The sequence below is a fragment of the Candidatus Magnetaquicoccus inordinatus genome (assembly GCF_004217665.1).
Lineage (GTDB): Bacteria > Pseudomonadota > Magnetococcia > Magnetococcales > Magnetaquicoccaceae > Magnetaquicoccus > Magnetaquicoccus inordinatus.
The window spans coordinates 7,769-28,935 of sequence record NZ_RXIU01000002.1; the positions used below are offsets into that span (position 1 = coordinate 7,769).

A 21,167-nucleotide genomic window follows, 5' to 3' on the forward strand; every position below is an offset into this window, starting at 1 on the left:
CTTGATCACCTGCTCACAGAGGGCGCTGTTGTCCAAAATCCGTAAACAACGCTCTACCTCACGCAGACAATAGTTAAACGAACGAGGAAAGGCTCGATCCTTCAATAAAAAAGAGACGACCTGCACCGCATTGATCCGTGGATTGACATAATGCCGGTACATATGCTCCCCGGAAACCGAACGCAATAGACTTAACCATAATGTATCCCGCCCAATCCCGGTCTGCCATACCACCGGCTCAATATCCAACAAGCGCGTGCACATGTCCGCTCGCTCCATGTGCTGACCCATGCGAAAAAAATTAAAGGCCGGTCCCCGCGATAAAGTCCCAATCAAAATCCCTACCACCGTCTGACAATGGCGAATCACCTCAGCCAAAAAGGCGGTTCGCTGCGAGGAGATATTGCCCCTCTCCCCATGCTCACGCACAAAAATCGATAAATCATTGATGCTCTCCCAACACTCATGCGGAAAAATCGCCCGCATGCAGCGTAAATTCTCCCGCGCAAATCCTAACGATGAAACCAACGACGATAAATTCTCCCCCGATGACAATAACCACTCCACACCATCCCGCTCCTCTACCTTGCGGCCACTCTGCTCATAGGTCGCTGCACTGCCGGTAATGGTGATCAATCGCCTCCAACCATACTCCTCCCCCAATCCCGGTTGATCCAATAACAAATTGGTCGTGACATTTACCAAGCGCGCCGTGTTCTCCGCACGCTCCAAATAGCGCCCCATCCAGTATATGTTTTCTGCTACCCGCGAGAGCATCTTAATCCTCCTTCGCCACGATCCACGTGTCCTTGCTGCCTCCCCCCTGCGAGGAGTTGACCACCAACGAACCCTTGCGCAACGCTACCCGCGTCAACCCTCCTGCCGTGACATAACTCCCCTTCCCCTGCAATATAAATGGCCGCAAATCAACATGCCTCGGCTCCAACTCCCCCTCCTCCGTCAAAGTGGGCACCGTCGATAAATCTACCACCGGTTGCGCGATATAATTGCGCGGATCCTGACGAATCCGCTCCGCCATCTCCGCATGCTCCGCGCGCGTCGCCTTGGGGCCAATCATCATGCCATAACCACCCGATTCATTGGCCGGCTTGACCACCAACTCCGGCAAATGATCCAAAACATAGGATAAATCACCAGACTGCAAACATTTCCAAGTCGGCACATTCGGTAAAATCGCCTCCTCCCCCAAATAATAGCGAATCACCTCCGGTACATAGGCATACACAACCTTGTCATCCGCCACCCCCGCTCCCGGCGCATTCACCAATATGACCTTGCCACGACACCAGGATCGCATCAATCCCGGCACACCTAACATCGAATCAGGATGAAACACCTCAGGATCCAAAAACAGATCGTCCAAACGACGATAAATCACATCCACTCCCTGCAAACCAAATATCGTCTTCATGTAGACCCGGTCATCATCTCCCACCAGCAAATCCCGCCCCTCTACCAACTCCACGCCCATCCGCTGCGCCAAATAGACATGCTCAAAATAGGCAGAGTTGTATATCCCAGGGGTCAATAATACCACCCGCGGATTCTCTCGCTGCGGCAAGGCCAACTCCGCCAATGTGTCATACAAACGCGCCGGATAATCATCCACAGGACGCACCCGATGTCTGGCAAACAGCTCCGGCAAAACCCTCTTGGTCACCATCCGGTTTTCCAACATGTACGATACCCCAGACGGTACCCGTAAATTATCCTCCAATATGTGAAAGGCTCCCTGCCGATCGCGTACCAAATCACTGCCACAAATATGCGCCCATACCCCAAACACCGGACGCATCCCCACACACTCCTTGCGAAAGTTGCGCGATTGCGCCAACACCTCCCCCGGAAAAATGCCATCCTTGATGATCCGCTGCTCCCCATACAAATCACCAATAAACAGATTGAGCGCCTGCAATCGCTGCACAAGACCACGCTCGACCCGGTCCCACTCCTCGGCACTGATTAATCGCGGGACTATGTCAAAAGGCCAGGCCCGGTCAATATTGTCACCTTGTGAATAGACCGTAAAAGTGATCCCCTGGTTGATGATCGTCGCATCCGCTGCCTGTTGCCGCAAGCGTAACTCCTCACGCTCCAGTGCAGACAAATAGTGATACAACCCCTCTGCACTCTGTCGTGGCGTCAGCGTCTGGCTGAGCAACTCATCATACCCATCAGTAAAAGGATAGCGCTCCCACTCTGTGCTCACACTGCTTCCTCCCCTTTATCTATAACCTTCTCTGCCGTTTACCTGCCCGGTTATTCGCATGAACCGCAACCCTTGTGCCACTCAGATAACTCCATTATATGACTCCATCTTTTGCCCCATGTTGCGCAATTTGGAAAAAATCAATCCTCTTGATCCACTCTGCGCACTCCCAAAAATGCCTGCTTTTTGTGCAGCATGCCCAGAAAAGATGCGTCCACTGCTCGGATTGCTGGCAGGCACTCCCCGCGCATTGCGTGATAAATGGCTGGAAGAGTTCCTGTTTCTGCTTGGCTCTTTTCTTGCCCCATAAGGCAAAAATGGCGTTGTCCCCTGTTCACTACTTTTTGCTTACCGTGACCCATCATGACTATCCGCGTTGCCATCCATCACCTGACCCGCTATGACTATGATCGGCACATAGCCCTCGGAGCACAGACCATCCGCCTGCGTCCCGCAAGCCACTGCCGCACCCCTATCCGCGCCTACTCCCTGAAAATCGAGCCACAACCCCATTTTATCAACTGGCAACAGGATCCCTTTGGCAACTATCTGGCCCGCGTCGTCTTTCCTGAAAAATGTCGCTTCCTGCAGATTGAAGTCGAGCTGATCGCCGATCTGACCATAATCAATCCCTTCGATTTCTTTGTCGAAGAGTATGCGGAAATCTTTCCCTTCACCTATGAACCCTCCCTCGCCAAAGAGCTGACCCCCTATCTGGAGGCCCTTCCCGCCGGTCCACGACTGAACAAATGGCTGGAGCAGATCCCTCGCCAACCGATCAATACCGTCTCCTTTTTGGTCGATCTGAACCAACGCCTGTGGCGCGACATCGGCTATACCATCCGCATGGAGCCAGGAGTGCAAAGTTGTGAAGAGACGCTCTCCTGCCGTACCGGCTCCTGCCGCGACTCTGCCTGGTTGCTGGTGGAGATCCTGCGCCACCTGGGACTGGCAGCCCGCTTCGTCTCGGGCTATCTGGTGCAACTCACCGCCGATCAACCCTCCCTCGATGGCCCCTCCGGACCCGAAAAGGATTTTACCGACCTGCATGCCTGGGCCGAAGTCTATATTCCAGGAGCCGGCTGGATCGGTCTTGACCCCACCTCCGGCCTCTGCGCCGGAGAGGGACATATCCCACTGGCCTGTACCCCACAACCTGGAAGTGCTGCTCCCATCAGCGGTTTGATGGATCACTGTGATACCACCTTCCATTATCAAAACAATGTAACCCGCATCCGTGAATATCCACGAGTCACCAAACCCTATGACGAAAGTGATTGGCAAATTATTCAGGCGGTGGGGCAGCTTGTGGATGAAAAATTACAGCAACAGGATGTCCGACTCACCATGGGCGGTGAACCCACCTTCATTGCCATTGAGGAAACCAACCGTCCCGAATGGCACTTTGCCGCCGACGGCGCGCATAAACGCCACCTGGCCCGCCAGTTGATGGCTCGCCTGCAAAATCGCTTTGCCCCCGGCAGCGTGCTGCAGTTGGGTCAAGGAAAATGGTATCCCGGTGAAGAGCTCCCACGCTGGCGTTATGCCTGCTTCTGGCGCCGCGATGGCCAACCCATCTGGCATAATCCCCAACGTCTGGCCTGGTTGCCCAACCATCAATCGGCCAGCACCCAGGATGGCATACGTTTTCTGCAAGCGGTCGCCCGCCGCCTTGGCGTTGCCGGAGAGCATGTGCAACCCGCCTACGAGGATCCCTTCTATCATCTCTGGCAGGAGATGCGTACCCCTCCAGACCGTGATCCCGCTCAGGCTACTGCTGAAGATGAACTGGATCGGCAACGTCTGGCAGCCCTCCTGCAACGGGGTATCGACACCCCCACAGGTTATATTTTGCCCCTTTCCTGCAACGAACAGGGGTGGCTCTCCTCGCTCTGGCCGCTGCGTCGGCAAAAAATCTTTCTGCTGCCCGGTGACTCCCCCATGGGTTGGCGCCTGCCTCTCGACGGACTACCCGAACAAGCACCAGCACTCCATGAGTTGTACAGCGAACAATCGCTTTTTGCCCCGCTCTCTCCCTTGCCCGAGCGTGCGCAACTTCTGGCCGCCAGCACTCCGCTCCCACAGGCCGCCACCTCAGCCGCCCAAAAAGCCACCTCGGCGCCGCAAAGTTTTACTTCGGTCATCCGCAGCGCCCTCTGCGCCGAACCGCGTGCTGGCATCCTGCATATCTTCCTCCCCCCTCTCGGCTTGCTGGAACACTATCTGGCCCTGATCAGCGCCATCGAACAGTGCGCCGAAGAGTTGGATATGGTGGTCCGTCTGGAAGGATATGAACCACCCAATGATCTGCGGTTGCAGCGACTCCTGGTTACCCCGGATCCGGGGGTGATCGAAGTCAATATCCATCCCACCGATAATTGGCAATCCTTATGCGAAACGACCCTGGCTCTCTACGATGAGGCCCGTCTCGCCCGTCTGACCAGCGAAAAATTTATGCTCGATGGCCGCCATACCGGCACCGGGGGCGGCAACCATCTGGTCCTCGGGGGAGCCACTCCTGCCGACAGCCCCTTTCTGCGCCGCCCCGATCTCCTGCGCAGCCTGCTCACCCTCTGGCAACACCATCCAGGGCTCTCCTATCTCTTCTCCGGCCTTTTTATCGGACCAACCAGTCAGGCTCCTCGTGTCGATGAAGCCCGCCCGGAAGCCCTCTACGAACTGGAAATCGCCTTCCAGCAGATGCCTGATGGTATCGTCAACACCCCCTGGTTGGTGGATCGCCTGCTGCGCCATCTTCTGGTGGATCTTACCGGAAACACCCATCGCGCCGAATTTTGTATCGATAAGCTCTACTCCCCTGAAGGAGAGAGCGGCAGAGTCGGACTACTGGAGCTGCGCGCCTTTGAAATGCCTCCTCATGCGCAGATGAGTTTGGTGCAATCCCTGCTCATTCGCTCCCTGATCGCCTGGTTCTGGCAAACCCCCTACCAGGGAGCCCTGGTGCGTTGGGGAACTGCTTTGCACGACCGCTTCATGTTGCCTCACTATGTGCGCCGCGATGTCCTGGAGGTGACGGCAGCCCTGCGTCGCGCCGGTATCCCCTTTCAGGATAGCTGGTTGGAACCCTTTGTTGAATTTCGTTTTCCCCGTTACGGAACCGTCACCCTTGGCGATATACAACTGGAGCTGCGCATGGCCATCGAACCCTGGCCGGTACTCGGTGAAGAGTTGACCCGCATGGGAACCGCCCGTTTTGTCGATTCTTCCCTGGAACGTCTGCAGGTAAAAGTCACAGGATTAACGGAAGGACGCCACATACTGTCCTGTAACGGTCGCAGAGTCCCCCTGCGACCAACCGGTACCCATGATGAACAGGTCGCCGGGATCCGCTTCCGGGCTTGGCAACCTCCTTCTGCACTGCATCCGACCATTGCCGTGCATACCCCACTGGTCTTTGACCTGATGGATACCTGGAACAACCGCTCGCTGGGAGGCTGTACCTATCATGCCGCCCATCCCGGCGGGCGTAACCATGAACATCTGCCGGTCAACAGCTTTGAGGCAGAAGCCAGACGCTGGATCCGCTTCCACGAGTTTGGCCACACTCCCGGCACCATTCAACCACCCGCCGATTGGCAACACCTGGCCAGCTTTCTGCCGCATGGCCCACTGCCAACCCCTTGCCAACCCCCAGCAGAAGAGCCAAACGGAGAATATCCCCATACCCTTGACATGCGGCGAGCCCCAGGATTCTAATAGGCTGATGAACCAGAATTTGATCGCCTCCTCCCGTTGGCAACTGCTGCGGGATTATACCCCGCCGCCCGGCTACGATGAGATTCTCCTGGCCAATGGGGAGGTACGCCCTGATTGGTCAATGCTCTTGAACCATCTCAACCAACTGGGCGAACAACGTCTGGAGTCTCTGCGTCAACAGGCCAGACACCTGCTGCGCGAAAATGGCCTCACCTTCAATCTCTTCCAAAGCGAAAATGGTGACAGTCGCGCCTGGGATCTCGATCTGCTCCCCCTGCTCCTCGCCGAACAAGAGTGGCTGAACCTGGAGCAGGGGCTCAAACAGCGCCATCGGGTGTTGGAGATGCTTCTGGCCGATCTTTACGGCAAACAGGAGACCCTGCGCCATGGCATCATCCCCCCCACTCTGCTCTTTTCCGATCCCGGCTATCTGCGCGCCTGTCATGGCCTGCCCCATCCCCGTGGTGCTCTGCTTCCATGGTGGGCAGTCGATCTGGTCCGTACCCCTCAAGGCTCCTTCCAGGTGGTCGGCGACCTCCTGCAAACCCCCAGCGGTGCCGGTTATGCCCTGGAAAACAGGCAAATCCTCTTCCGCCTGCTGCGCCAACCTCTGAACGAAAATCGTGTGCGCCTGCTTTTGCCCTTCTTCTCCGCCTTGCGCACCCATCTCAACGATGCCAGCCCCCTGCTTAAGGAAGATCCGCAAATTGTCCTGCTCACCCCGGGACCAGGAGAAAAAATCTATTTTGAACATGCCTTCTTGGCCAATTATCTGGGTTTGACCCTGGTGCAAGGCGAAGATCTGACCGTGCGTACTGGTCGTCTGCATATCAAAACCCTGGATGGCCTGCATCCGGTCGATGTGGTCTGGCGCATGCTCAACGATCTGCAATGCGACCCCCTGGAGCTCAATGAAAGTGGCTTCCTGGGTGTGGCCGGACTGGTCCAGGCGGTGCAAGGGGAACGGGCCGCCGTGATCAACCATCCCGGTGCCGCCGTCTTGGAAAATCGTGCCCTGCTGGGATATTTTCCCGCCATCTGCCAACATTTTCTCGGCGAATCTCCCCGTCTCGCCGTTACCTCCACCCGCTGGTGCGGCGACCCGGTCGCCCGTGCGGAAATTCTCGATACCCCTGAGCAATGGCTCTTGCAGCATCGTTCGCATCCCAGTCGCCCCACCATCAATCCCAGAACCTTAACCCGCGAGCAACTGCAAAAAGAGATCCAAAATTATCCACATGAATGGATCGCCACCCCCCCCATTGTCCCCTCTACCCTGCCGGTCATGACCGCCATGGGGGTCCGCCCCGGACATGTCATCCTGCGCACCTTTGCCACTGCCGGTCGCTTGGGCGTGGAGGTGATGCCAGGCGGTTTGGCACGGATGATCACCGAACCCGAACAGATCCACACCTTCGATGATCCCTCAGGAATCACCAAAGATGTCTGGGTCATCTCGCACAATCAGGTGGTCACGCGCACCAACCGCATGCCCATGGAACGGCTCTCTGAACCCTCCATCTTCAGCGGTGACATCTCCAGCCGGATGGCAGAAAATCTTTTCTGGGCCGGTCGATATGCCGAACGCGGCGAATATACCTTGCGTCTGTTGCGCATGCTCTTGCTGCTACCCCGCCCAGAAGGCAACGAACAGGGTGAAAATGCTGAACTGGATGCCATGCGCCTGCTCTATAGCGCTCTTACCCAGGTAACTGCCAGCGAACCCGGTTTTACAGGAGAAGGAGCCGAACAGCGCTTTTGCAATCCCGAAGAGGAGTTTCGCTCCTTGATCGTGGCACAAGATCGCCCAGGAAGCCTCTACTCCTCCATCCGCGCACTGCTATTGGCTGCGCACCGGGTGCGCGAACGCCTCTCCAATGACACCTGGCGCGTCCTTAATCAACTGATGGCCCTGCACCAAAGTCTGGGCCGCCATAAACTGACCGCCGATATGGTCGGGGAGATGGAAAGCCTGATTACCGCCTTTGCCGCCCTTGCCGGTCTGGCCCAGGAAAATATGACCCGTGGCCTTGGTTGGCGTTTTCTTGATCTGGGACGACGGGTAGAACGGGCCATCTATCAGGTAGAGCTGTTGCGGGCAACCTTGATCCGCCCCCTGTCGGCAGAAGGGGAACGTTTTCTGCTCGATGCCCTTCTCAGCATCAGCGACAGCAGCATCACCTATCGCCGCCGCTATCGCACCCATTTGGCCATTAAACCTTTTCTGGAATTGATTCTGCTGGATGAGACCAATCCGCGCAGTCTGGCCAGTCAATTGGCCCTCATGAACGAACATGTGGCGGCTCTTCCCTATCGTCGTCCCACCCCTCCACATCGCACCCCATGTGGTCGCATCGCCATGGAGAGCTTCAGTGCTCTGCGCATGGCGGAACCGGATCTGCTCGGCATGGTCGGCGAAGCCGGGGAATACAGCAATCTTGCCGCACTCTTGGAACGCTTTCAGGGATTGTTGCCTCTCTTCTCCCTGGAACTGGCCCACACCTTCTTTCAGCACTCCTCTTCCCGCTCCCTGGGAGGAGGCGCCCGTGAATTATGAAATACCGTATTCGCCATAGCACGCGCTATATCTTCGCCGAAGCGGTTTCCATCAGCCATAACCTGACTTGGCTGCAACCGCGAGCCACTCCGGAACAAACTCCCCTCTATTTTGACTGGCAGATCGATCCCACCCCAACCATCCTCCAGGAACGCCGCGATATTTTTGACAACCGCGTGCACTATTTTGAGATCCTGGAACCGCATCGCACCCTGTCGGTCACCTCGGTCAACCATGTGGAGCGCCATCCCAAACCTCTCCCCAAAAAGGCGGATCGTCCTTGGGAAGAGGTACGCTCCCTGCTGCTGCAGAGCCGTACCCCTGAACTGCTGCTGGCGCAACAGTTTCTCCTCGCCTCCCCCCTGGTGCGACACAACGCCACCCTGGCCGACTATGCCGCCCTCTCTTTTCCTCCAGGACGCTCTTTTCTTGCAGCAATCCAGGATCTCATGCAGCGCATCCATACGGATTTTACCTATCTCCCCCAAGTCACCACCATCTCCACCCCCCTCGAAGAGATCATGGAAAAACGTCAGGGAGTCTGCCAGGATTTTGCCCATATCGGTATCGCCGCCTTGCGCTCTCTGGGGCTGGCAGCCCGCTATGTCAGTGGTTATCTGGAGACCATCCCCCCCCCAGGACAACCACGACTGACCGGTGTGGATGCTTCGCACGCCTGGTTTTCCACCCTGCTGCCAGATGGCGGCTGGATCGACCTGGATCCCACCAACAACCTCCTGCCCAGCAGCCAACATATCACTATCGCCTGGGGTCGGGACTATTCCGACATCCCTCCCTTGAAAGGGGTGGTCATCGGTGGCGGCAGTCACTCCTCCCTGCAGGTGGAGGTGGATGTGGCACGGATGCACGAGGAAAAAACCGAAGCAAACCATTCCTGCTAAATTACTGCCACTCCTGGCTTGCCACAGCCAAACCAGCTATCCTTTCTCCCTTTACTACAGCATTAAACCGCAGGAGCCTGCGTGGCATGTCCAGACAAGCCCTTTTACTGTTATTGATCACCCTGCTCATCGGCTATTACGGTTTTCAAGAGCGAGCTCGCTGGCAGCCCATTCTGCAATCCCTGAGCAGCACTCCCCCTGCCACTGGCAAAAGCAGCGCCCCCGTTCCGGTCAAAGTGCTGACCTTGGCCGCACGCAACTTTCCGGTACAGTTGGAAACTCTCGCCACTGTCGAATCTCCTGCCAGCGTCACCATCAAGTCACGCATTGACGGCCAACTGCTGCAGGCTTGGTTTGTGGAAGGCAAAGCAGTGCGCAAAGGAGATCGCCTCTTTACCCTCGATGATCGCCCCTTCGTGGCCCAACTGCAACAAGCCAAGGCCAATCTGGCCAAAGATCAGGCGCAACTGGACAAGGCGCAGCAGGATCTTAAACGCTATACCGATCTGGTCAAACAGGATGTCACCTCAAAAGGTCAGTGGGAAAGCTATCAAGCGGCAGTCGCCACCCTCAGCGCTACCGTGGAGGCCGACAAAGCCCTGGTCGAACAGGCACGTCTGCAGCTTGCCTTTGCCACCATAGACTCCCCTCTCGATGGAGTCGCCGGGGCATTGCTCACCCATCCCGGCAATCTGGTCAAAAACAACGAAAACCCCCTGGTCACCATCCAGCAGATCCAACCCATCGATGTCCGCTTTGCAGTTGCCGAAAAATATCTGACCCCCTTGCGCCAACGCCTGCAGCAAGGTGCAACCCCGGTGGCCATTCGTCTGCCCGACAGCGACAGCATACTGGCCGAAGGCACCCTCTCCTTCATCAACAATATGGTTGACGCAAGCAGCGGCACCCTCTTGGTCAAAGCCCGCACCGATAACCGTTCCGGCACACTGCTCCCTGGCCAATATGTGCGCGTCGCTGTCACTCTGCAAACCCTTGAACAGGCTCTCGTCGTCCCCAGCGCCGCCATTCAACAAGGACAGCAGGGCTTTTTTGTCTTTGTCATCGATCAGGAAGAGAAGGCCAGCAATCGTACCGTCACCGTTCTCGCCTCCCACAAGGGCGAATCGGCCCTCTCGGGACAATTGCAAGTGGGAGATCGGGTAGTCATCGATGGCCATGTCCGCCTCTTTAGTGGCGCCAAAGTGCTCGTTCGCGATGCCGACAAACCGTGAAGATGCCTGAACGCTGAGAGCGATAGCGTATGAATTTGTCTGAACCTTGAGACCAATAAACCATGAATTTGCCTGAACTCTGCATTCGTCGCCCGGTCATGACCATTCTGGTCATGTTTGCCATTTTTTTCTTTGGCAGTGTCGCCTATAAAGATCTGCCGATGAGCGAATTGCCGAATGTGGATTTTCCCACCATCCAGGTCAATGCCGATTTTCCCGGCGCCAATCCCGAAACCATGGCCACCGCCGTGGCTACCCCCTTGGAGGCTCAATTTGCCGGCATCGCCGGTCTGGACAGCATGACCTCTGTTAGCGCCCAGGGTAACACCCGCATCACGCTGCAATTTTTGCTCGACCGCAACATCGATGCAGCCGCCCAGGATGTGCAATCGGCCATTGCTGCCGCCATGCGCAACCTGCCTGCAGAAATGAATAATCCCCCCTCCTTCCGCAAAACCAACCCGGCAGATCTGCCCATTTTTTATGTAGCTCTCTACTCCTTGACCCTGCCTCTGCCCATCGTCAACGAATTTGCCGAAACCAAATTGGGACAACGCCTCTCCACCATTCCCGGAGTGGCCCAGGTGCAGGTGTTTGGTTCACAAAAATATGCCGTGCGCATTCGCGCCAAACCAGAAAAATTGGCCGCCATGGGCTTGACTCTGGCCGATGTACAAACAGCCATCCAGGGCGCCAATGTCAATCAACCCACCGGACGCCTCGATGGACCAGTACGCACCTATCCCATCCAGGCAGATGGCAAACTGGAAAATGCCGCCGCCTATCACTCCATCGCCATCGCCTATCGCAACGGTGCACCGGTTCGCCTGCACGAAGTTGCCGAGGCGATTGATGGGGTCGAAAATGATAAAGTGGCTGGCTGGTTTCGCTCCCACCGAGGCATCGTGCTGGCCGTCCAACGACAACCCGGCACCAATGCAGTGGCAACCGTCGATGCCATCCGCAAAATGCTGCCCAGTTTTATGAGCTCTCTGCCTTCGGCCATCCATCTGGAAATCCTCTACGACCGCACCATCTCCATCCGCGCTTCCGTCGCTGAAGTACAATTTTCCCTGTTGCTGGCGGCACTGCTGGTGGTGCTGGTCATCTTCCTCTTCTTGCGCAACCTCTCCTCTACCCTGGTCCCCGGTCTGGCCATGATCCTTTCGGTCGTCGGTACCTTTGCCGCCATGCGCATGCTCGGCTTCAGCCTGAACAACCTCTCCCTGCTGGCCCTGACCCTCTCGGTCGGCTTTGTGGTCGATGATGCCATCGTCATGCTGGAAAATATCATGCGTCACCTGGAACAAGGAAAAACCCCCTGGGAAGCCTCCCTGATTGGCGCCCGCGAAATCGGCTTTACCATCCTCTCCATGACCCTCTCCCTGGTGGCGGTTTTTATCCCCCTGCTGTTCATGGGGGGGATCATGGGCCGACTGTTGCACGAATTTTCCCTCACCATCTGTGTAGCCATCCTGGTCTCTGGATTTGTCTCCCTGACCTTGACCCCCATGCTCTGCAGCCGACTTTTGCGCCCGCACAAGGGTTTTGAAGAGAATCAGCAGCATCGACCTCTGGATCGCTTTTTTGCCATCCTGGAACAGGGCTTCAACCTACTGCTGGAGGGGTATCGGCGCAGCCTGCACTTTGCCATGCGCCATCCCCGCTGGATGCTCTTCTCTCTGTTGGCCACCCTCCTCGGCAGCGCCTTTCTCTATACCATCCTGCCCAGAGATTTTATTCCCACCGGGGACTCAGGCCAGATCATCATCTTCAATGAAGGCCCAGAAGATGCCTCCTTTGCCTCCATGGTGACTCACCAAAGGGCTGTTGCCGCCATCGTCGAGCAAGAGCCTGCCATGGAATCCTATATGTCCTTCGTCGGTCCAGGCGGTCCCAAATCGACCAGCAACTCTGGACGGATCTTTCTCCGCCTCAAACCGCTCAATGAACGCAGTGAAAGTGCTGAAACCATCATGCGCAAGCTGCGTCAACAGTTGACCAGCATCACCGGTTTCAAATCTTTCCTGCAAATTCCTCCGCCGATCCGCATCGGTGGTCAACTGACCTCCGCCCAATATCAATATGCCCTGCAACATACCGACCTGGACCAACTGTACGAATGGACCGACCGTTTTGTCAGCCAACTGAAAAAAGAGCCGGGGATTCAGGATGTCACCAGCAATCTCTCCCTGAACACCCCAACGCTGATGATTCGCATCGACCGGGATAAATGCAGCGCTCTGGGTATCACCGTCGCCCAGGTGGAAGATGCCTTGGGAGCCGCCTACGGCGCGCGCCAAATCTCCACCATCTATGGCGCCGCCAACCAATATGCCGTGATCCTGGAAGTAAACCGCGAGGCCCAAAACAATCCTGAGGATATTCAACAACTCTATCTGCGCAATCGCAATAATGAGCTGGTTCCCCTCGCCACCGTGGTCAACATCGAACAAAAACGCGACAGTCTCACCGTCAACCACTTGGGACAGATGCCCTCTGCCACCCTCTCCTTCAACCTGGCACCCGGTTTTGCCCTCAGCCATGCCGTGGAGTTTATTCGCAAGGCATACGACACCCTGCAACCCCCCATCGGTCTGGTCGGCAGTCTGCAAGGAGCAGCACAAGCCTTTGAATCCTCCTGGCAAGGAATGGGACAACTGTTGCTGATCGCCTTGGTGGTGGTCTATATCGTCCTGGGTATCCTCTACGAAAGCTTTCGCCATCCACTCACCATCCTCTCTGGCTTGCCTTCGGCTGGAGTGGGCGCATTGCTTACTTTATGGATTTTCAAAGTTGATTTAAGCTTTTACGCTTTTGTAGGGGTGGTCATGCTGATTGGAATTGTCAAAAAGAATGCCATCATGATGATCGATTTTGCCTTGGAGATGCAGCGCCAGCAACAGAGCAGTGCCGAAGAGGCTATTGTCCAAGCTGCCTTGATTCGTTTCCGCCCGATCATGATGACCACCATGGCGGCGCTGATGGGCACGCTACCTATTGCCATCGGCAGCGGCTATGGTTCAGAAGCCCGGCAACCTCTGGGACTGGCGGTGGTGGGAGGTCTGCTGCTCTCGCAATTTTTGACCCTCTACCTGACACCGGTCATCTATCTTTATTTGGAACGGTGGCAGAAGCGTTGACCAAAGCGGCTCTCCCACTATCCAAGCGTTGCAACGATTCCAGGAATCGAGACTCTTCCGGCATCAACTCCACCGCTTTTGCAAAAGCGTTGCGAATATCATGACTGTTCATCTTGCACCATTTTAATACTTGACCCAAATCATGCCAAGCCCAGGCATGTCTGGCACGTGGGGCATCCATCTGTATGATGCGCTGCAGCATCTCCCTGGCTTCATCCAATAATTTACGGCTGGCCGACATTTGTCGAAAACCAGGTTTGTTTTTTGTACGACCTCCACTCCGTTCATCGTGCCATGCTTTGGCTGCCAATCTCATCTTTACTTGGGCAAACTCATGCAATGCCTTTACGTCCTGCATAACCTGTTCGCCTGTCAACGAAAAATATCGGTGTGCCCGCTCATAACGCCCAGCACGTTTTTCCTGAATGGCGGCCTCAAACGCTTCATCCGTATTGGGTAGTTGAGACAACCGATCCAGCCATATCCTCGCTTTCTCCTGTTTTCCCCGGTCCAGATAAGCCGTTGCCATCAGGATGATCAATGATGTGGTCGAATTGGGATTGGCCCGTGCAAACTCTTCGTAAAGCGTTTCCGCTGCATACAAATCATCCTGCGCAATCCATGTCCGAACCAACTCCATAGCCAAACCGAGGCTTGAGGGTGATTTTGCTAACGCCTCTTGCAACTCTTGCAAAGCCCCGTGATAGTCCCCAACAACCCGCAAATAAGCAATATTCTGCAACACCAAAACGGTCTGATATTCTGGATGAACAGGTAAAGTAACCCGCAGATAGGTGCGATTCTCATCAAAATCAAAACGCGGTGGGCCTGACCCATTTTGGCGCATCACTCGTCTCAGCTTGGGAATGCCCGTACCTCGCCCTTCAGCCAGACCCAAATCTTTTAACAACTCACCAATACGCCGGTTGCGCGCCGAAACGGGAGGCAAGGAGATCTCTCCTGACAGATGGTGCATCTCTATTCCCGGTAACGGACCGGGATGACTGATTATCTCCATTCTGTCGGGAAAAAGGTAAACTTTGCTAGGCTCCAGAATGTGCTCCTTCTCATAGGAGCGGTGATAAACAGCGTTGACCAAAGCTTCTCGTACTGCCGGAATGGGATAATCCAACCAACGCGAAGCTTGAAATGAATTCGATAATTTTTTGGTTAAACGACCAGACAAACTTTCCAGATAAGCAAGACAGGCTCGAAGTTGTTCATGAATTGGTTGCTTGGCAAATATGCGCTCCGCCAGTACATCACCAGATTTATCGGTCGCAGCAAACTGTACAACCTCAATACGGGCACCTGGAAACCAAAATCCAGGATCCTGACTGAAAAACAGCAAACCAATATTTTTCGGAACATAATGACTATTCACTGCTTCAACAATGCGGAAATGTCGATAAAGTCGTCCAGTATCCAGTTCATCAGCCAATTCACTTCTTACTTCATGCAAAAATTCTCGCACTTTGCTTTCACGAATATCCGACACCTCCGCTTGCAAGGCTCTTCGGTCATCAAAGGGAACCTGAGCAGTCATTTGCAATAACTGAGTCTTTAAGACAGGCTTGGAATCAGCATCTATCGTGCTTGAAGCAATGCGAATATAAAATTTTCTGGTTGATTTGTTTTCATTCGATTCTGGGGCTGAATGGGGACGTTGATTACTCCCTGGCGCCCACAAAACCAGAACATGCTTATTATCAATTATTTCTGGTGAAAACACTGGATAATATACCGGATCTATACGGTTGCATCGTCCACGAATCCACTTTTCAGCTTCTTCCAACTCCTTAGCTGTCAACCCTTTGGCTGGCAAGAGAGCCTTACCATTTTCTTCTGCTACACCAATCACAATGTAGCCACCGTTGACATTTTGAAAATCATTGGCAAAAGCGCACAAAGTGCGGATCACCTGTAATCCGGTACTCTCTTCATCCCAGGATGCTTTGAATTCCACTCGAAGAGATTCCATCCTGAGCAGAATATCATGAACATTGCATGGTAATGATGAAGTCATGGAAACAGAAACTCAACAAAAGAGAGACGACGTGACAACGACGGGACAGTTATAACATTTCCCCTATTATTTCCTGCCTTTCGGCATCATATCCGCGAACCATCACCTTGTAAAGCGCTCCGTTATGTACATTCTCGGCAACGCGAAAGCGCACTGGCAAAAAGCCGGCACTTTTGCCACGGGCTATGCCCTCGCTGCACTGCTCCACCAGCACCTCCTCACGACAACCTAATCTCTTCTGGGCCTGCAGCGGCAAACGCCCAGCAGCCCATTGGCGCAAGCTCTCGGCACGCCGCTTGATCTCCCTTTCGGCAACCCGAAAACGTCCAGGAATCGCCGAAGCCGGAGTACCAGGCCGATCGGAATAACGGAAGACATGCAAAAAGGTGACATCGATCTCCTCCAGCAAAGCCAGACTCTGCTGATGCGCCGCACTGCTTTCGGTGGGAAAACCGGCAATAAGATCTGCACCCAACAGCAGATCGGGAACCCGTTCGCGCAAACGCGCCACCCTATCGATCACCCAAGCTCGACCATAGCCGCGCCCCATGCGTTTCAAAATACGCTCATCCCCCGACTGCAGCGACAAATGCAGATAGGGACACAATCCCGATCCCTCGGCAAAAGCGGCCAACACGCTCTCATCCAGATCCAGAGGATCAATGGAAGAGAGTCGCAACCGACTCTCCCCACGCTCTTTGGCCAACAAGGTCAGCAATTGCCCCAAACCGATACCAGAAGAGAGATCCCGCCCATAGCTACCCAGATTAATCCCGGTCAACACAATCTCCCGGTATCCATGTTCACGAAAACGCGCCACCTGGGCCAATAAATATTCGGGAGCAAAGGAGCGGCTTGCCCCTCGCAATGCCGGAATCGTACAAAAAGTACAACGACGATCACAACCATCCTGCACCTGCAAAAAGGCTCGACTGCGCTCGGCAAAATGGTCCACCAAGGCTATCTCATCCTGCTGAGGACGCTCGGCAATGGCCGCGACATGCACCTGCGCAGGCGCCCTGACCACATCTTTTTGCGCCGCAGTTGCGCTCTGTGGCAGTTGTGCAAGATACTGCCATAAACGCTCCTTTTCCCCATTTCCCAGCACCAAAACCACACCATCCAACGCTGCCAATCCCGCCGCATCGGCCTGGGCATAACAACCCGTCACCACCAAGCCAGCTTGCGGATGTTCACGCGCCAAACGACGAATCAGTTGTCGCGCTTGACGATCACTTTCCGAAGTCACCGAACACGTGTTAATAATGAGTAGATCAGGTGAGTGATCCCCCTGCAGCGGAAAATAGCCATAACGCGCACCTGAATGCGATAATCGTTCTGTTTCCACTTGATTGACCCGGCAACCCATGGTCACCACCATGAAATAGCGGGCAGGAGAGGTCGAATGACCAGCAACATCCAGGATCTGTTTGCCCCTTCCATCCAATCCCTGCTGAATAAACTCAATATGCTGATCGGTCCGATCTATCTGGTCGGTGGCACCGTGCGCAATATGCTCGATCATAAACCCCTCGCCAATGAACTCAATTTATTGGTGCAACGCCCTTTGCCAGAGTGCTTTGATCTCCTGCGCGAAGGGGGCGGCTCCTTTCTCACCCTGAACACCAAACAGCACAAAGTCTGGACCGCTGGTTACAGCAGCCTGATTTTGCCACTCAAAAAGGGCAACGCTGGAGAAACGCTGCATCCCGATGATGAAATATTCCACTTTGCCATGCCCCTGTCGCACATCGAAATTGCCACCTGTCGCCACCGACCCGACCGGGAAGCCACCATCGAAGAGGATCTGCTGCATCGCGATTTGACAGTCAATGCCATGGCCTTTGCCTGGCCAAACGGTCCCCTGATTGATCCTTTTCATGGCAAAGAGGATTTGGCACAACGCCGTATCCGTCTGGTCAACGGGATCACCTCCCTGGAAGATGATCCACTGCGTGCCCTGCGCTATTTTCGTTTTCTCCTGCAGCTCGAAGGCAGCAGCGATGAACGCGAAAGAGATATGGCCTCGGAATATTCCTTGGAATCAATACCTCCCAAAAAACTGCGTGCCGAACTGGACCGCTTTTTTTCCCTCTCCTTTTCAGGAACGGCACGACAAAAAATTGTCCATGATTTTTTCTACTCGCCGCTGGCCCAGGATATCTTTTCTGATATGGCCACACCTCCCATCTGCAACAGCGGCGCCACCCCTGCCCATCGCTGTCGTTGGGCGATTCAGGTCATGAGCGAAATCAGCGAACCAGAAGCCGATGAGATCATTCCCTGGCATGATCTGCGCTGGACAGCCATGTTTTATGCCATGGGCGAACTCAATTGCATCGCCAGAGAAAAAGGCCACACCCGCTCCGCCCTGCATGGCCTCTCCACCCGAAAAATTCAAGAGATTCTGAAACAATTCCGCTTCTCGCAACGACGACAACAACATATTTTTCAAATGCTGCAGCACATGGACTCCTCCCTGGTTCCAACCGATCGGACCTTAACCCGTCTCATGCACCAGGGTATACCCATTCCTGGCCTTTTCCGCCTGGTGCATGCTCTGCAGAGCGCACGCGCAAAAGAGCCAAACCAACCAACGGAGATTGATACACCACAAGGCTTGGACAAACAACTGGGCCGCGTCTTGAACCGCTACCGCAGTTTGCAACAGGCCACACAGCGTCTGCAACCCAAAGATTTGGCCATCTCCGGTGGGGAAATACTCGATCTGGTGCGCCTGCCGCAAGGGGAGTGGATGCGTGAGTTAATCGATGAATTATTGGCCTGGATCAGTCAGGATCGTACCCGTAATCAACGAGCCATGCTGTATGATAAAATCCGTGAGTGGATTGCCAACGGCAACCGTTATTAAGGTCATTCTCAACCTCAGCAAATCTTTTGCCGCACCTGTTTATTTTTCCTCTGAAAAATAGCTTGCCAACACCTCCAACAAGCGCTTTTTACTCACTGGTTTGGTAAGACACAAATCACATCCCGCCTCTTTGGCCCGATCCAATGACTCCTTCATGGCATCAGCAGTGACCGCAACAATGGGAATGCGTTGTTGTGGATGCAGTGCTTTTTCCCAGGCACGGATCTTTTGGGTGGCGGCATAACCATCCAGCACCGGCATTTGAATATCCATCAATATCAAATCATAACGCACTCGCTGAATCTGTTCAACCGCCTCCGCGCCATTATTGACCACATCCAAACGATAGCGTCCCGATCGCAAATAGGCCCTGATCAAGATTTGATTTTCTTCCGAATCCTCAACCAACAACAGTTGCGGCGAGCCCTGCTCCGCATCTGCCATACGCACTCCCTTTGACTCATCCTTGCCAATCCTCTCCCGCTCCAACTCAGGCGAAGAGGTGCGCGGCAACGGCCAATAAAAATAAAAATGACTTCCCTCGCCCAAACGGCTCTCCACTGCAATCTGTCCACCGGCATGCTGAATAATCTGCCGACAGATGGTTAAACCCAAACCGGTCCCGCCAAATGTCCGTGTGACCGAACTATCCGCTTGGTTAAAAGGTAAAAAGATCGCCTCCAACTTTTCTGGAGCTATGCCAATCCCTGTATCACGCACCGAAAAATGCAGAAAATCTCCTGCTCCAGCCCCAACTGTCACCGTCACCAACCCCTGTTGGGTAAATTTAAGGGCGTTGTTCACCAGATTCAGCAAGACCTGTCGCAACCGCCCCGGATCGCCGATCACCCACTGCGGCAGCGCCTCCTGCCAATGCAGCTCCAAGCGATTGCCCCGATCCTTGGCCAACAGGTTGAGAATCTCCACCGTCCCTGTGATCAAATTGGGCAAATCAAAAACAACCCTCTCCATATCCAACTGCCCGGCCTCAATTTTTGACAAGTCCAAAATATCATTGATCAAGGCCAACAAAGCAGCCCCGGATTGATTGGAAATTTCCAGAAAATAGCGCTGCTCATCGCTCAGAGAGGTCTCCAACAACAGCTCACCCATCCCCAACAAGGCATTGATCGGCGTGCGTATTTCATGACTCATGGTTGCCAAAAATTGGCTCTTTGCCCGCGTTGCCGATTCAGCCTCCTCTTTGGCAGCATGCAGCGCCGCCTCACCTCTTTTTCGCTCCGAAATATCGCGAATAATCCCTGTAAAAAAGGGCTGCTCACCGGCAACCCACGTCGATATGGACAACTCCAGTGGAACCTCCTGCCCATCCTTGCGCAGGCCATTAAACTCTTGTGGCGTCCCAATAATCTGCGTTTCTCCACCGGCCAACAGCGCTCCAATTCCTGCCAGACATGCCTGCCGGTAGCGCTCTGGCATCAGCAACGCCACTGAAGCCCCTATACTCTCTGCCTCAGTATAGTGAAAAATGGCCGTCGCGCCCCGATTCCAGGAGACAATCTGGGCCCTGCTGTCAATGGTCACTATCCCTTCATTGGCCGATTCAGCAACCGCCCGATAACGCTGCTCGCTCTCCCGCAAAGAGATTTCCGCCTTTTCTCTCTCCTGAATCTCCCGAGTCAATGCGGCTGTCCGTTCGGCAACTCGATCCTCTAAAGCATCCAAAATAGATTGCAACGCCTGTTGCGCATCACTCCGTTTTTTTATTTCAGCATTGAGATTTTCTGTCATGGTATGCAATTGACCAATCTGTTGCACCACTTGCCGTACCATGGGACGAAAAATTAATAACACCTCCAAAACAAGCGCCAACAGGGTCAAAAACAAAACCCCACTCTCCATACGGTGCAAATTTTTGATCACCGCCTCACCCTCACGCTGATATTGCCACACCATGGCATCCAGCGATGTCAACAAGGCTCCGGGAGCTGTTGTCAAAATATAATGCACATAGGGTAGATCGGTGTGCAAAGCACCAAATGGGGTCTCCAGCACCTGGCGCAAGGAGGCAATAAAGGTGCGCATACGACCATCCAAAGGTGCCTCACCAGAAAAATACATGGCGTGAACCTGTTGACTCATCGTGCTCGGCAAACCAAGCTCCACACTCCCCTTGGTCAAGCCATCGTGAGACATTTCAATACGATCAGTCGCTTTCAACAGTTCAGCACGCGAGGCGGCATACTCTTCGGGAGTATGCGAAAGCAGCATCCGCTGCACAAACAGCGTCGAACGCTGTGAGAGCATCCGTTGCCGGCCACTGATATTGACTACCGCACCGGTACTCTCTTGCTGGGCAATAACCAGACTTAAAGCAAAATAGGCTGTACAAGCCAACAGCGCAATCACCGTCAATGCCAAAGCATAGCGTTTGGTCATCCAGCGACTGGACTCTTTTTGCTGAGCAAAGGGCATAGAAAAAGCCTTGCGTTGGAGCATAAAAACGATACACATCCCTCTCTTGCTG

General features: G+C 54.6%; 11 protein-coding genes. 6 read left to right on the top strand and 5 right to left on the bottom strand.

Annotation, left to right across the window (positions count from 1 at the left end; translation table 11 throughout):
• Together EJP87_RS00205 and EJP87_RS00210 are read right to left on the bottom strand one after the other, a co-directional pair.
• Positions 1–777: alpha-E domain-containing protein (locus EJP87_RS00205; RefSeq protein WP_130469890.1), on the bottom strand; the 777-nt coding region annotated here is incomplete at its 3' end.
• A 1-nt stretch (position 778) separates the two neighbouring features.
• Positions 779–2,230 (bottom strand): circularly permuted type 2 ATP-grasp protein, encoded by a 1,452-nt coding sequence (locus EJP87_RS00210; RefSeq protein ID WP_130469850.1) that lies wholly within the window; start codon positions 2,228–2,230, stop codon positions 779–781.
• A 363-nt stretch (positions 2,231–2,593) separates the two neighbouring features.
• Between EJP87_RS00210 and EJP87_RS00215 the strand changes: the two genes are divergently transcribed.
• From EJP87_RS00215 to EJP87_RS00235, 5 genes are all read left to right on the top strand, one after another.
• Positions 2,594–5,947: a transglutaminase family protein gene (locus EJP87_RS00215; protein WP_130469851.1), complete on the top strand. Its 3,354-nt coding sequence runs from the start codon at positions 2,594–2,596 to the stop codon at positions 5,945–5,947.
• 7 nt (positions 5,948–5,954) lie between these two features.
• Positions 5,955–8,504: a circularly permuted type 2 ATP-grasp protein gene (locus tag EJP87_RS00220; RefSeq protein WP_193771010.1), complete on the top strand. Its 2,550-nt coding sequence runs from the start codon at positions 5,955–5,957 to the stop codon at positions 8,502–8,504.
• The gene (locus EJP87_RS00225) at positions 8,501–9,406 is read left to right on the top strand and encodes a transglutaminase family protein (protein ID WP_130469853.1); all 906 of its coding nucleotides are present in this window, start codon (positions 8,501–8,503) and stop codon (positions 9,404–9,406) included. Before EJP87_RS00220 ends, EJP87_RS00225 begins: the two co-directional genes overlap by 4 nt.
• Before the next feature lie 86 nt (positions 9,407–9,492).
• Positions 9,493–10,638, top strand: coding sequence for an efflux RND transporter periplasmic adaptor subunit (locus EJP87_RS00230; RefSeq protein ID WP_130469854.1), 1,146 nt, complete (start codon positions 9,493–9,495; stop codon positions 10,636–10,638).
• A gap of 62 nt (positions 10,639–10,700) precedes the next feature.
• Positions 10,701–13,781, top strand: a complete 3,081-nt coding sequence (locus EJP87_RS00235) for an efflux RND transporter permease subunit (protein ID WP_130469855.1) — start codon at positions 10,701–10,703, stop codon at positions 13,779–13,781.
• Here EJP87_RS00235 and EJP87_RS00240 read toward each other — a convergent pair.
• Both EJP87_RS00240 and mtaB read right to left on the bottom strand, forming a co-directional pair.
• Positions 13,744–15,747, bottom strand: coding sequence for an RNA-binding domain-containing protein (locus tag EJP87_RS00240; protein WP_193771011.1), 2,004 nt, complete (start codon positions 15,745–15,747; stop codon positions 13,744–13,746). The two genes, EJP87_RS00235 and EJP87_RS00240, sit on opposite strands and share 38 nt — an antisense overlap.
• Before the next feature lie 109 nt (positions 15,748–15,856).
• Positions 15,857–17,254: a tRNA (N(6)-L-threonylcarbamoyladenosine(37)-C(2))-methylthiotransferase MtaB gene (mtaB, locus tag EJP87_RS00245; RefSeq protein ID WP_193771012.1), complete on the bottom strand. Its 1,398-nt coding sequence runs from the start codon at positions 17,252–17,254 to the stop codon at positions 15,857–15,859.
• On the opposite strand from mtaB, the gene EJP87_RS00250 reads away from it, so the two are divergent.
• A complete protein-coding gene (locus tag EJP87_RS00250; RefSeq protein WP_130469858.1) occupies positions 17,213–18,679 on the top strand; it encodes a tRNA nucleotidyltransferase/poly(A) polymerase family protein in 1,467 nt (488 codons plus the stop codon). The two genes, mtaB and EJP87_RS00250, sit on opposite strands and share 42 nt — an antisense overlap.
• Positions 18,680–18,718: 39 nt before the next feature.
• On the opposite strand, the gene EJP87_RS00255 is transcribed toward EJP87_RS00250, so the two are convergent.
• Positions 18,719–21,154: an ATP-binding protein gene (locus tag EJP87_RS00255; protein WP_130469859.1), complete on the bottom strand. Its 2,436-nt coding sequence runs from the start codon at positions 21,152–21,154 to the stop codon at positions 18,719–18,721.
• Positions 21,155–21,167 lie beyond the last annotated feature (13 nt).